The organism is Humidisolicoccus flavus, assembly GCF_045689595.1.
In the GTDB taxonomy this organism is placed as follows: domain Bacteria; phylum Actinomycetota; class Actinomycetes; order Actinomycetales; family Microbacteriaceae; genus Humidisolicoccus; species Humidisolicoccus flavus.
The window spans coordinates 727,609-739,713 of record NZ_CP142724.1 but is presented as its reverse complement, the minus strand read 5'-3'; the positions used below and the strand labels follow the sequence as shown (position 1 = coordinate 739,713).

Here is a 12,105-nt window from a genome sequence, read left to right as displayed (position 1 = left end):
GCAATAGAGTTTATTTGTGATCTGATCGTTATGAAATGTCCCCCTTGATGGGGGATTCTCATGCGATTCCTATGGCTTTGACTGCTGTGGAAAGGGCCCGCCAGCAGGGTCCGGCAACGCCAAAGGAACCCGCATCATGTCTGACTCAACTCTGCACACCCCGACCGACTCCGCAGCCCACACTTCGAGTCAGAAAAAACGGATGAAGGGCATCCTTGCGCTCGGCGTGGGAACCGTCCTCCTCATCGGTGGCGGCAGCACCTACGCCTACTGGTCTACGGAGCAAGCGCTCACCGCGGGCACCGTCGAATCCGGTGACTTGAACCTCGAACTCGGGACAGGAACCTGGACCCTGGAAGGTGTGCTTGACACCACGCCAACCGCTGTCACGGACATCTCGAGTGTGCAGATCGTGCCCGGTGATCAGCTGGTCCTGACCCAGGCACTCGATGTCACGCTCGTCGGTGACACGATCGAGGCGATCCTCTCCGTCGATCTGACCGACTTCTTCCCAGCCGGGGCGACGGACTACCTCACCGCAGACTTCTCCATCGGGAGCGTCGGCGAAAGCGCCGGGACGAACGCATATCGTCTCGACCCCACCGATGTCGCAGCGCCGATCACTGCAACCGTCACAATCAACTTCAGTGGAACCACACCGAACCGCGAGCTCGTCAACTCCTCGTTCGACCTGACCGACGTCGCATTCACGCTCGAACAGGCTTCGAGCTAGCACAACCCCGATTCGCCCCGGATCGCGAATGCACACCACGCAGTGCTGTGCAGGGAGGGGGACTCATGCGAATTCGATTCGGTATCGCGCTCGCACTCGTATTCGTGCTCGCGCTCGGTGTCTCGAGCGCGGGCGCGAATGCCTGGTGGAACGTCACGAAGAACGTTTCGAGCGGCGCAGTCGCGACCGGTGATCTCCGAGTGACCTCGACCTGGGCCTCCGGGTCAGGGTCGACGTGGGGCAATCTGGCGCCCGGCGGCACTTCTGGCGACCGGACGCTGCAGGTCGTGGTCTCCGGTGCAGGGAGCACCCTGCATTGGAAGATCCGAGTCATCGGCACAGTGAACCCGAGCTTCAACGCCTACATGACATTTCACGCGTGGGAGGGCGCCTGCGGAACCGGAACACCGATCCCGAACGCGAACACACCGGCGCCGGGCGACATGTATCCCGTGTCGGGCAATGGCCACAAGGGAAACCGAACGATGAACATCTGCGTGCGATTCACGCTGCTCTCAAGTGCCCCGCCGTCGCTCGCGGGTCTCGCCGTGCAACCGAACGTGACGGTCGCAGTGGAGCAGCAACGATGAGTGCAGGACAGGAACGCGGCGGCCGAGCGCGAGCCTCCCAGCGACGCTGGAAGCTGTCGTTGGCGCTCATGCTCTCGATCGTCTTCATCTGGCTGACGCCCAACGTCGCATCGTCATGGTGGGCGAACAGCGTGAACTCGCCCAGTGTCACCCTCACTGCAACACGACCAGCGGCGCCGCAATCGCTCACCTGCACGACTGTCGTAGCCGGCGCGCTCGGGCTCTCACGTGCCGCCCAATTGAATTGGGCGGCGGTGCCGAATGCGACCTCGTATCGAATTTATGTGCGCAATACCGCGGTCGTCGGTCCGAGCACGGTCAGCGCGCTCGTCACCACCGTGAACCCGGCGACCGTGGGCGCCGCCCCGCCGACCACGGTGGCGATCCAAGCAGCATTGCTCAACGGCGTGCTCGGGAGTCTCGTCGACCTGCTCCTCGGGGGAGGCGTCGTGTATTTGACCGTCGAGGCGACATTCTCGAACGGCTGGACCTCCTCGATGAGTGCTCCCGTCACCGTTGGCCGGTACGGCGCGCTGGTCGGTGCTCTTCTCGGTGGAGTTGAATGCCGTGTCTGAGCCTGTTGCCGCTGCTGCCGTGCGGGAACCTCCAGCGCACGCTCGTCGCTCCATTGGCCAGAGGGTGCTCTCCGCGCTGGTGCTGCTCACCCTCGGAGCCGTGTCGCTCCTTGCTCTGTTGACCGTCGTGCTGCCCTTCGTGCTCGGTGCGCAGACCTTCACCGTGCTGACCGGAAGCATGCGGCCCTCGATCGAGCCCGGGCACATGGTCGGAGTGAGATCGGTGCCGATCGAGGACATCCGGGTGGGTGACATCATGACCTATCAACTCGAGTCCGGCGCGCCAACGGTCGTCACGCACCGAGTTGTCGGCATCCGAACCGACGGAAATGGCGAGCGCAGGTTCATCACGCAAGGCGATGCGAACAATGTGACGGATGCGGCGCCGGTGCTCCCGGTGCAGGTACGCGGGATCGTCGTGTACTCGGTCCCGTATCTCGGGCACCTGGGTGTGCTTGCTGGCACCGGCGAGGGCAAATCGCTGGTCGTTGTTCTCGTGGGAGGGGCGACGATCCTGTACGGAGCATCGCTGCTGTTCGGCGGCCTCTTCAAGCGTCAACAGCCCGGGATCAGACGCACGACGTCGCACATCGTGGCGAGTTTCGTCATTGTCGGCGGCATGCTCGGCGGAGTCGTGTCGAGCGCGCCACCGGCGAGTGCGTCGCCACTGCCCGTCGACGAGATGCTGCAAATGAGCGTCGACGGCGAGCATTGGACGAGCGAAGGCGGCCTCGAACTCGTCCCCGATGATCGCGTCATGGTGCCGGGCGACACGATCGGCATGAACATGTGGGTGAGAAACGCTGCGCCGACATCTGCTCAGGTGTCGCTCGCAGTGAGTCTGTCCAGAGATGACGCGCAGAGCGAGAGTGACGCCGCCTTCGTCGACAATGTGGCGCTGACGATCTCCGGTGACCTCGTCGCAGCGGGGGCGCTCTGGAATGGTCCTCGACTCGGCCCCGGAGCACAGACCCTCATCCGCATCGAAGTGTCGCTGCTCGACGACGTCTCGGGTGAAGCGCGAAACGGCATGCTCTGGATCTCGCCCTTGGTTCGACTCGCAGAATCCCTCCCGGGCGATGGTGAGACCGAGCCGACGCCCTCGTCTCCGCCGAGCGGCCCGAGCGGCCCAAGCGGCCCAAGCGGCCCAAGCGGCCCAAGCGGCCCGAGCACCCCAGGGACCCCGAGCACGCCGAGCGAACCAGGCGGCTCAGGCGGCTCAGAGGTATCGAGTGACGCTTCGTCTTCGAGCGGTGCGGGTCATGCTCATGAGGGGTCACCGAGTGGCGAGCCCGGGGATCAGACCGCCCCCGGGGCACTCCCTTCAACGGGCGCAGAACTCCCTGCCATGCTCACGCTCCTTGCCGCGTTGCTCGTGATCGCCGGGGGAGCGACGCGCCTTCACCGTTCGCGTTCGAGCGTTCCTTCGTTGCCGCGCCAGTCGTAGTCCATCTGACGGGCCGTCGCGAGCGCACGTTCACGACTGATCAATTGCTCGACGAGATGCAGGCTGAGGTCGATTCCAGCCGAGATGCCGGCAGAGGTGAACACGCCACCCTGGCGAACCCAGCGCACGTCGGTGACCACCGTGAGCGCGGGGAATCGTCGCGCGAGTTCTTCCGCGTCTTCCCAATGCGTGGTCACCGTGCCATCTGCTACGACACCGGCGTTGGCGAGAATGAACGCTCCTGTGCACACCGATGCGAGCAGCGGGGTCGAGCCGGTCGAGCGGTTGATCCGCTCGTCGAGCCAGCGCAGCAGCTGCGGGTTGTGCTCGACCTGATCGGTCACTCCGCCGGTCACAAGGATCAGGTCGAATTCGGGCGCATTGAGGATCGAGCAGGAGGCACGAAATTGGAGCCCGCCGCGAGCGGTCACGAACGCTGCATCAGGGTCGACCTGCACGAGGGTGACCGTGAACGCTTCCGGTGACTCAGGGTTGGCAATTCTGCTCGCGACTGAGAACACCTCGAACGGTCCGAAGGCGTCGAGCACTTCGACCTCGTCGAACACGACGATTCCGATGCGAAGGGTTCGGTGGGCGGGCGGTGAGTGTTCAGCCATGGGTGTGTGTTCTCTCAGACGGCGACAACAGATGTGACTCGCGTTCGACGGCGGAGCGCCACGCTATTGCAATGTACCGTTTCGGAGCGCACGCAGAACCGCATTCGTGCGATCACTCGCGCCGATTTTTTGCAGGATGACGGAGACGTGATTCTTGACCGTGCCCTCGGCGAGAAAGAGCGCCGCGGCGATCTGGCGGTTGGAGTATCCCTCCGCCATGAGACGAAGCACCTCGTGTTCGCGCTCGGTCAGGGTGGCAGGCTGGCTCGCCTGCTCGCGATCTGGGCGCGATCGAATCGCGCGGAGCAGCTGGTCGGTGATCGATGGCTGTACGAGGCTCTGCCCGGCGGCGAGCGTGTGGATCGCGTCCGCGAGTTGTGTGACGCTGACGTCCTTCAAGAGGTAGCCCTTCGCGCCGGCCTGCAGGGCTCGAAGGACGAACTCGTCGTCGTCGAAGGTCGTCAGCACGAGCACGGGAATCGCAATGCCCTGGTCTCGCAGCGATTCGAGCGCCCAAATCCCGTCGAAGCGTGGCATCCGCAGGTCGAGCAAGATCACGTCGGGACGAGTGTGCTTCGCGATTTCGAGGGCCTCGGCACCGTCGCTCGCTTCACCGACCACCTCGAAACCCGTTGCGATTTCGAGCAGACTCCGGATGCCCTGACGCACGAGCGTCTGGTCATCCACCAGCAGTACGCGGATCATTGCGGCACCGTCGCTGTGATGGTGAAGCCGTCGCTCCCGTCAATGGCGAGTGTTCCGCCGAGTGCTTCAATGCGTTCGCGCATGCCGTTGAGGCCGTTTCCCGGCTGTGCGGTCGTCGAGCCGCCCCCGTCATCGGAGAGCGTCAGGCTGACGCTACCTCGATCCGGCATGGAGAAGTGCGCTCTGAGGTGCTCCGCATCACTATGGCGGATGGAGTTCGTGATCGCTTCCTGCATGACGCGCACGAACACCGTGACCTTCGATTCGTCGGTGAGGAGCGCGTCGTCGAAATCATCAGCGAATTCGAGTGCGATGTGCGGTCGTGGAACTGCTCGCGCGAGCTCCTCGGCTGCGTGGCGGAGATCCGGCGCGGCCCTTCGGAGCTCTCCGACCGTCGTGCGGACATCCTGCAGGAGTTCCTTCGCAACACGATGCGCCCGTTCGGTGTGCTCCCGCGCCGCCGCGCCCTCTCGGTGATTCGCGGCTTCGAGTTCGAGTGCGAGGACGGTCAGCTGGTGCCCGAGGAGGTCGTGGAGTTCTCTCGAGATCCGCACCCGTTCGTCACTGCGCGATTGCGATTCGAGCAGAATGCCGGTCGCCTGCAATTGCAGGTGGGCTTCGCTGAGTTCCGTTCGCATGCTCTGCTCACGCTGCAGAGTGCTCGTGAACAGGCTGCTCGCAACTTGGAGCGCGAGGTAGATCGCCGCCTGGAACGCGACTTCGAACAATCCAGCATCGGTGAGCGCCGTGGCCCAGGAGAGAACGCTCGTGTTGCACAGGATGATGAGCGCGGTCGCACCAGGGGGCACGACGTACACGCTGAGCGAGGCAACGAAGACGAGCACGATCGGAATCCAGCCCGCGCCGGGCGCTGTGAACACGATCGTGCACGACAAGAGCACGAGCGCAACGAGGGAGATCCGGGCAAGCGGGCCAGGATTCTCGGAAAGACTGACCGCCACCATCGCTGCCAGGAACGCGAGGTAGAGCACGAGCCAGACGGGAAATGCGACGAGCAGTGCGTCTCGACCCTGCGGCGAAATGATGATCGGCACGGCCAGTCCGATGCAGAGCGACAAGGAAATCAGCCCCGTCCAGAGGTCGTTCGAAATCCGCTGCATGGAATCCAATCTACGACGCGTCGAAGCGCAGTGGGGGTGCCAGAAGTCATGCCATCGATGCATGACCGTCATCACTGTGCTCGGACAGTGCCCTCTCCCTAGCGTGATGGGAGAACAGCGAACACGGCGAGAACCAGAAGATGAGGAGTGAAGAGATGGATGTGCACGAGGCGATCATCACGGTTGAGGGTCTCGGTCATCGCTACCGCACGGTGCGGGCGTTGCGCGAGGTGAGTTTTTCCGTCGGGCCGGGCGAGATCTTTGGAATCCTCGGTCGGAACGGGGCCGGGAAATCCACCGTGATCCGCGTCATCGCTGGTCTGCTCAGCGCGAGCGAAGGCTCGATCGCAGTCGCGGGATTGCACCCACGAAAGAACCGCGCTGCGCTTCGTCAGGTCCTCGGGGTGCAACTGCAGGATGCAGAACTGCACGCGGCGCTGACGGTCGGGGAGATCGTGGCGCTCTACCGTTCGTTCTACCGTCGAGGAAAAAGCGCCTCGGAGGTGATTCGCGCCGTCGGACTCGAAGACTCCACGAGCACGCGGTTCGAGAACCTCTCCGGCGGTCAACAGCAACGATTGTCGATCGCTCTTGCGATGCTCGGCGATCCGCGCATCCTGCTGCTCGACGAACTCACAACCGGGCTCGATCCCGATGGTCGTCGAGCGATTTGGGCGCTCGTCGAGAGTGTGCGAGATGAGGGCGTCACAGTCGTGCTCGTGAGCCACCATATGGACGAAGTCGAACGGCTCTGCGACCGAGTGCTCGTGCTCCATGAGGGCACTGTGCTCGCGGAGGGCTCACCCGCCGATTTTGTGCGCCAACTCGGCGACTTCGTGCGGCTGAGCTTCGCTTCCGATGACCTCGCCTCGCTCGAAGATCTGCGGAGCATCGACGGGGTCCGAGACGTTGCGGTTCGACACGATCGATTCGAGCTCGAAGTCGCAGCCGATTCTCTCCAGAGTGTCGAGCGTGCGCTGGAGTCCCTGGAGATCGCGATACATCAGCGACGCGTGGTCTACCCGAATCTCGAAGACGCGTTTCTCGCGTTGCTCGCAGCCGCGGCGCCTGAGAGTGCCGCGCATCAGGAACAGGAGTCAGCAGCATGACGATCTCGAACACAAGCCGCGGTGCAGCTCGACCAGGACTTCGTGCCTGGAGATTGTTGATTGTCGCCGAGCTCAAAATGGTGCTGCGCGACACGGCGGGGCTCCTGCTCCCGCTCGGCCTTCCTCTGCTCATTCTCGTGATGAACGGGCTCGGCGACGGTGTGCAGACGGTCGTTGAGGGGACCGGTGGTCGAACGATCTTCGATCTGTACGTAATGCCGTTGACGTTCGCGATCATTATCGCTTCGATCGGCGTCATCAATATGCCGAGCTTCCTGACCTACTATCGTCGAGCCGGAATCCTGCAACGACTCGCTGTCACTCCTGCCTCACCGAGCATGGTGCTCATTGCGCAGGTTGCCGTGAGCGTATTGCAGGCCCTGGTCGGAATCGGGCTCGCTTTGGGGGTTGCGATCCTTGCGTTCGGAATTCGTCCGCCAGTGCAACTCTGGGCCGCAATCGGCGCAGTTGCCCTGGCGGCAGCCGCGATGTATTCGATTGGCATGCTCATCGCGGCCCTCGCTCCGACCCCGAATTCGGCGATCGCAATCGGTCTCGTTCTGTTCTTCGGCATGGGCGCGACGGGCGGCATGTTCGGACCGGCCACGATGCTTCCCGAACTTCTCGCTACGGTCGGAGAATTCATGCCGTTCGGAGCCGCCATTGCTGCGATCAGTGGTCCTTGGGGTGGGGGAGCATTCGAACTGCAGCCGGTGCTCGTGCTGACTGCTTGGATCCTGGTGTGCAATCTCGTTGCAGCGCGCTGGTTCCGCTGGACCTAGGGTCCGCGGAACTTAGGGTTTGCCGGGCCTGGGTTTTGCTGGACCTAGGGTTCGCGGGACCTAGGATTCGCCGGGCGCGAGGCTCGATCAGGCGTTCGTCGAGCCAGAATCAGTGCCGTGCACTGCCAGCGCTTTCTTCGTCGCCGCATCGAGCGCGATCCAAGCGAGCATGGCGCACTTGACCCGCATGATGTACTTCGAGACCCCGTGGAACGCGATCCCGTCGCCGAGGACCGCCTCGTCTGGAGTTCCGGCACCGCGGGATTGCAGCATCGCTCGGAATGCATCGAGCTGTCTCGTGAATTCCTCGAGCGATTCCTCTGCCGCTAGTTCTGAGAGCACCGATGCCGAGGCCATCGAGATGCTGCACCCGGCACCCTGCCACGCCAGTGCCGCGATGCGACCGTCGTGGAGCCGAACTTCGACGGTGATCTCGTCTCCGCAGCTCGGGTTCAGCTCGTGGTGCGAGGCATCCGCGTGGTCGAGCGATCCTTCGCCCACCCGGCGTTTCGAGTGTTCGAGGATGAGCTGCTGATACAGCGAATCCAGCGCGCCGCTCATGCCGAGACTCCGAAGTAGCGTTGCGTTTCCTGCAGGCCCGCGACGAATCGGTCGATGTCGTCGTTCGAGGTGTAGAGATGCACGCTCGCCCGCACCGACGCGGAAATACCGAGTGCTCGGTGAAGCGGCTGTGCACAGTGGTGGCCGACGCGCACGAGGACTCCGTGCTCATCGAGAATCTGCCCGACATCGTGTGCGTGCACACCCTCGACATCGACGCTCACGAGCGCAACTCTCGCTGCTCGCTCACTCGGTCCGAGTACTCGGACGCCCGAAATGCCAGCGATGCCGTCGAGCAATCTCCCGAGCAGCTCGTGTTCGCGGACTGCAATGCGCTCCATACCGTGCTGTTCGAGGTAGCGCACTGCTTCGGCGAGCGCGACGGTCTGCGAGACCGCCTGCGTTCCTGCCTCGAATCGCTGCGGCGCGGGCAGGAATTCGGCGCGTTTCATGGTCACCGTGGTGATGGTGGAACCACCGGTTCGTGCGGGCGGCAGCGCAGCCAGGAGCTCTGGGCGTCCGTAGAGCACACCGAGGCCGTTCGGTCCGAGCATCTTGTGCGCGGAGAAGGCGGCGAAATCGACACCGAGTGCTGCGAAGTCGACCGGAAGGTGCGGCACGGATTGGCAAGCATCGAGCACGACGAGCGCACCGTGCTCATGTGCGAGCGCGGTGAGTTCCTCGACCGGTGCGAGGAGACCCGTCACGTTCGACACGTGCGCGAAGGCGACGACCTTCGTCGAGGCGGAGATCGCAGCACGCGCGTCGTCGATCGTCCAGGTTCCGTCGGAACGAACCGGGATCCAGCGCAATTGCGCGCCGGTACGCTGCGCGAGTCGTTGCCAGGGGATGAGGTTCGCGTGGTGTTCGGCTTCGGTCACGAGGATTTCGTCACCGGGCCCGAGTCGGAAGATGTCAGCAGCAGGGTCGCCGAGGCCAGCGTTCGCATCTGCCATCCCGAGCGCGACCATGTTGAGGGCGTCGGTTGCGTTCGCCGTCCAAATGATGGAGCTCGGCTCGGCACCCACGAATCGCGCAACGGTTTCGCGCGCGTCTTCGAAGGCGAGCGTTGCGGCACCGACTGCGCTGCTCGCTCCACGGTGAACCGCGGCATTGTGCAGTTCGCTGAAGGAGCGCTCGGCATCCAGCACCGCTGCGGGCCGTTGGGCCGTCGCAGCGGAGTCGAGATAGGCGAGCGCTCGACCGTCGACGTGCTGTTGCAGATAGGCGAAGTCGCGAGCAACTGCTCGAGCATCATCGTCGGAGAAAGGCGCGCTCGAATGGAGTTCCATCCGACCATTCTCTCTCGGATTCAGATGGCGGATTGCTTTATTTCACTGAACCGGCGGTGAGCCCGCCGACAATGTACTTCTGCAGGAACAGGAAGAGCGCGACGACGGGGGCCGCGGCCATGATCGCTCCGGCGGCAAAGGCGCTCCAGTCGGCGTAGTTCGGATTCGACACCATTTGGTAGAGCCCGACGGCAAGCGTCTGCTTTTCGGGCGCGACCAGAATGACGCTCGCGATCACGAAGTCGTTCATCGTTGCAATGAACGAGAGCAGTCCGACGACGGCGAGAATCGGAGCGACGAGTCGGAGAATGATCGTGAAGAAGATTCGGGCGTGCCCTGCGCCGTCGAGTTTTGCCGCCTCGTCGATCGAGGAGGGCACGGTGTTGAAGAATCCGTACATGAGGTACGTGTTCACACCGAGGGCGCCGCCGAGATAGACGGCGATGAGCGCAGCGTGGCTGTTGACGCCGAGCCAAGGAACGATGTCGCCCAGCCGTGTCACGAGCAGGAAGACCGCGACGACCGCGAGGAGCTGCGGGAACATCTGTACGACGATGAGGCTCATGAGTCCAACCCGACGACCGCGGAAGCGCATCCGGGAGAACGAGTATGCCGCGAGTGCACCGAGGAACACCGTGCCCGCTGCCGTCACGAGTCCGACGATCAGCGAATTCGCGAACCAGGTGGCGAAGGGGAAGGTCTCGCTCGAGAGAATTCGTGCGTAACTGTCGAACCCGATTGCGCTGAACAGAGCGTTGCTGCCGGTCAGCGTTCCGTTCGGGTTGAGGGAGGCGGAGAAGATGTAGAGCAGCGGAAGGATCGCATACACCGAGGCGATGACGCCGATGACGTGTCGCCAGCCGGTGTCGAAGAACCATCGCTTGAAATTGAAAGCTCGCTTGGTCGGAATGAATTCGCCGGCTCGGCCCGTGCCTTGGCTCTGCGTGGTGGTTGTCATGCGTTCAGCTCCTCGAGAGCGCGCGTCCGTCGGAAGCTGATGATTGAGATGGTGGCGACCAGCACGAAGATGATGATCGAGAAGGCGCTTGCGAGTCCGTAGTCACGGTCCTGGCCGGTGAAGGCGACCTTGTAGACCATGGAGATCAGGATGTCGGTCTCACCGACAGGGATGCTCGCGTCGAAGTCTCGCGGCCCACCACCGGTCAGCATGTAGATCAGGTTGAAGTTGTTGAAGTTGAACGCGAACGATGAGATCAGGAGCGGCGCCACGGACACCAGCAGCAGCGGGAACTTGATGAGTCGGAACACTTGCCACGGTCGTGCGCCATCGGAGGTGGCGGCCTCGGTCAGTTCGTCGGGGATCGACTGCAGTGCTCCCATGCACACGAGGAACATGTACGGGAAGCCGAGCCAGAGGTTCAACAGCAGGACCGCGATCTTCGCAAGGAGAGGGTCGGTGAGCCAGGGGATCGCTGCACCACCGAGGAGCACCTGGTTGAAGAAGCCGAAGCTGGTGGAGTACATCCCGGCCCAGACGAGTGCCGCAAGGAACGCGGGGAACGCGTAGGGCAGGATCATGATCGTGCGATAGATCTTCCGACCGCGCATCTTGGGGCTGTTGAAGACGATCGCGAGGAACAGGCCGAGCGCGAACGTCGTCGCGACCGACAGGAATGCGAATGCGAAGGTCCAGATCGTGACCTTGATCAGGGGATCGCGGATGCCCTCTTCGGTGAACGCGGTGATGAAGTTCTCCGCCCCGATGTTGATGCGCCAACCCGGCAGGATCTGCTCGCCGTCCGCAGTTTCGAAGGCGCCGTTGCCCGCGTCGGTGTAGACGGCTCCGGTTTCCGCGTTCGTCACAGTTCCGGCGGTTTCGTCGTAGGTGAGGGTGGAGAGATACAGGTAGGCGGTGCTGCCGTCGAGGGTTCTGAGGCTGCCGTCGTTCGGGTCATCCGAGACCGGAACGGTGAGCGCGAAGATTTCCGACTGCCGCTGCAGGACGTCGGAGAAGTTCAGGGTCGTCCACCCGGGGACACCGAGCAGGGTGTCGCCGTCGAAGTCGGCGTCGACGGGCTCGAGCGGGCTGGTGGTGGTGCCGAGCAGTGCATCCCCGTCTTCATCGAGGACGAGGAAGCCGAGTCCGCCGAGCTGTTCCACGACCACGAGCGGGTACGCGGAGGAGTTCTCGACTCGCTGCTGGTTCTGGCTGAGGAGCGCCTGCACGGCGTCGTCCTTCGTGAGGATGTGGCCCGAGGAGTAGTTCGTCGTCGCGATGTAGCCGGTGTACCCGATCGTGAAGACCTGGAAGATCAACAGGAACACGATGCCGGGCGTGAGGTACTTCGCAGGGAGGAGGCCCTTCACGAGGTACACGACGTTGATCAGGATCGCCGCGATCAGCACCACGACGAACAGTGCAATGTCGCCCTGCGAGAGCAGAATCATGAGCAGCATGACCGCGAGCGCGTCGAAGATCGCGAGCAGGATGATCTTGAAGACGAACGGGCCGATGCGCGTTTCGGGCATGAGCGCTTTCGAGGTACGCATGCCTCGTGGGGGCGATGTGGTCATTGCTGAGCTTCCGAGTCGACCGAGTGTGTGAGCGATGC

The 12,105-nt window shown here is 63.4% G+C and carries 13 protein-coding genes; 6 read left to right on the top strand and 7 right to left on the bottom strand.

Going from position 1 to position 12,105, the window contains the following annotated elements:
• Nucleotides 1-136 precede the first annotated feature (136 nt).
• From U2H20_RS03510 to U2H20_RS03495, 4 genes are all read left to right on the top strand, one after another.
• Complete coding sequence (locus tag U2H20_RS03510) at nucleotides 137-733, top strand: alternate-type signal peptide domain-containing protein (protein WP_430593113.1); 597 nt, start codon at nucleotides 137-139, stop codon at nucleotides 731-733.
• A 65-nt stretch (nucleotides 734-798) separates the two neighbouring features.
• Complete coding sequence (locus U2H20_RS03505) at nucleotides 799-1,323, top strand: hypothetical protein (protein WP_430593112.1); 525 nt, start codon at nucleotides 799-801, stop codon at nucleotides 1,321-1,323.
• Nucleotides 1,320-1,898, top strand: a complete 579-nt coding sequence (locus U2H20_RS03500) for a hypothetical protein (protein ID WP_430593111.1) — start codon at nucleotides 1,320-1,322, stop codon at nucleotides 1,896-1,898. Before U2H20_RS03505 ends, U2H20_RS03500 begins: the two co-directional genes overlap by 4 nt.
• Nucleotides 1,891-3,345, top strand: a complete 1,455-nt coding sequence (locus tag U2H20_RS03495; protein ID WP_430593110.1) for a signal peptidase I — start codon at nucleotides 1,891-1,893, stop codon at nucleotides 3,343-3,345. The genes U2H20_RS03500 and U2H20_RS03495 overlap by 8 nt, the downstream gene beginning before the upstream one ends.
• On the opposite strand, the gene U2H20_RS03490 is transcribed toward U2H20_RS03495, so the two are convergent.
• The 3 genes from U2H20_RS03490 to U2H20_RS03480 form a co-directional block, all read right to left on the bottom strand.
• Entirely contained in the window at nucleotides 3,300-3,962 is a 663-nt protein-coding gene (locus tag U2H20_RS03490; protein ID WP_430593109.1) for a DJ-1/PfpI family protein, read from the bottom strand. The genes U2H20_RS03495 and U2H20_RS03490 overlap by 46 nt on opposite strands.
• 63 nt (nucleotides 3,963-4,025) lie before the next feature.
• Nucleotides 4,026-4,667 (bottom strand): response regulator, encoded by a 642-nt coding sequence (locus tag U2H20_RS03485; protein ID WP_430593108.1) that lies wholly within the window; start codon nucleotides 4,665-4,667, stop codon nucleotides 4,026-4,028.
• The gene (locus U2H20_RS03480) at nucleotides 4,664-5,788 is read right to left on the bottom strand and encodes a sensor histidine kinase (protein ID WP_430593107.1); all 1,125 of its coding nucleotides are present in this window, start codon (nucleotides 5,786-5,788) and stop codon (nucleotides 4,664-4,666) included. The genes U2H20_RS03485 and U2H20_RS03480 overlap by 4 nt, the downstream gene beginning before the upstream one ends.
• Nucleotides 5,789-5,943: 155 nt before the next feature.
• Here U2H20_RS03480 and U2H20_RS03475 point away from each other — a divergent pair, with 155 nt between their 5' ends.
• Nucleotides 5,944-6,897: an ABC transporter ATP-binding protein gene (locus tag U2H20_RS03475; protein ID WP_430593106.1), complete on the top strand. Its 954-nt coding sequence runs from the start codon at nucleotides 5,944-5,946 to the stop codon at nucleotides 6,895-6,897.
• Nucleotides 6,894-7,679: an ABC transporter permease gene (locus U2H20_RS03470; RefSeq protein WP_430593105.1), complete on the top strand. Its 786-nt coding sequence runs from the start codon at nucleotides 6,894-6,896 to the stop codon at nucleotides 7,677-7,679. The genes U2H20_RS03475 and U2H20_RS03470 overlap by 4 nt, the downstream gene beginning before the upstream one ends.
• Nucleotides 7,680-7,766: 87 nt before the next feature.
• On the opposite strand, the gene sufU is transcribed toward U2H20_RS03470, so the two are convergent.
• The 4 genes from sufU to U2H20_RS03450 are packed head-to-tail and all read right to left on the bottom strand — an operon-like array spanning nucleotide 7,767 to nucleotide 12,067.
• A complete protein-coding gene (gene sufU, locus U2H20_RS03465) occupies nucleotides 7,767-8,240 on the bottom strand; it encodes a Fe-S cluster assembly sulfur transfer protein SufU (protein ID WP_430593104.1) in 474 nt (157 codons plus the stop codon).
• Nucleotides 8,237-9,532, bottom strand: a complete 1,296-nt coding sequence (locus U2H20_RS03460; RefSeq protein ID WP_430593103.1) for an aminotransferase class V-fold PLP-dependent enzyme — start codon at nucleotides 9,530-9,532, stop codon at nucleotides 8,237-8,239. The genes sufU and U2H20_RS03460 overlap by 4 nt, the downstream gene beginning before the upstream one ends.
• Nucleotides 9,533-9,569: 37 nt before the next feature.
• Complete coding sequence (locus U2H20_RS03455; protein WP_430593102.1) at nucleotides 9,570-10,490, bottom strand: sugar ABC transporter permease; 921 nt, start codon at nucleotides 10,488-10,490, stop codon at nucleotides 9,570-9,572.
• A complete protein-coding gene (locus tag U2H20_RS03450; protein ID WP_430593101.1) occupies nucleotides 10,487-12,067 on the bottom strand; it encodes an ABC transporter permease subunit in 1,581 nt (526 codons plus the stop codon). The genes U2H20_RS03455 and U2H20_RS03450 overlap by 4 nt, the downstream gene beginning before the upstream one ends.
• Nucleotides 12,068-12,105 lie beyond the last annotated feature (38 nt).

Coding starts and splice junctions, on each gene's coding strand:
- U2H20_RS03480 (WP_430593107.1), bottom strand. CDS start 5,788: ATGCAGCGGATTTCGAACGACCTCTGGACGGGGCTGATTTCCTTGTCG.
- U2H20_RS03455 (WP_430593102.1), bottom strand. CDS start 10,490: ATGACAACCACCACGCAGAGCCAAGGCACGGGCCGAGCCGGCGAATTC.
- U2H20_RS03460 (WP_430593103.1), bottom strand. CDS start 9,532: ATGGAACTCCATTCGAGCGCGCCTTTCTCCGACGATGATGCTCGAGCA.
- U2H20_RS03450 (WP_430593101.1), bottom strand. CDS start 12,067: ATGACCACATCGCCCCCACGAGGCATGCGTACCTCGAAAGCGCTCATG.
- U2H20_RS03485 (WP_430593108.1), bottom strand. CDS start 4,667: ATGATCCGCGTACTGCTGGTGGATGACCAGACGCTCGTGCGTCAGGGC.
- U2H20_RS03510 (WP_430593113.1), top strand. CDS start 137: ATGTCTGACTCAACTCTGCACACCCCGACCGACTCCGCAGCCCACACT.
- U2H20_RS03475 (WP_430593106.1), top strand. CDS start 5,944: ATGGATGTGCACGAGGCGATCATCACGGTTGAGGGTCTCGGTCATCGC.
- U2H20_RS03500 (WP_430593111.1), top strand. CDS start 1,320: ATGAGTGCAGGACAGGAACGCGGCGGCCGAGCGCGAGCCTCCCAGCGA.
- U2H20_RS03490 (WP_430593109.1), bottom strand. CDS start 3,962: ATGGCTGAACACTCACCGCCCGCCCACCGAACCCTTCGCATCGGAATC.
- U2H20_RS03470 (WP_430593105.1), top strand. CDS start 6,894: ATGACGATCTCGAACACAAGCCGCGGTGCAGCTCGACCAGGACTTCGT.
- U2H20_RS03505 (WP_430593112.1), top strand. CDS start 799: ATGCGAATTCGATTCGGTATCGCGCTCGCACTCGTATTCGTGCTCGCG.
- sufU (WP_430593104.1), bottom strand. CDS start 8,240: ATGAGCGGCGCGCTGGATTCGCTGTATCAGCAGCTCATCCTCGAACAC.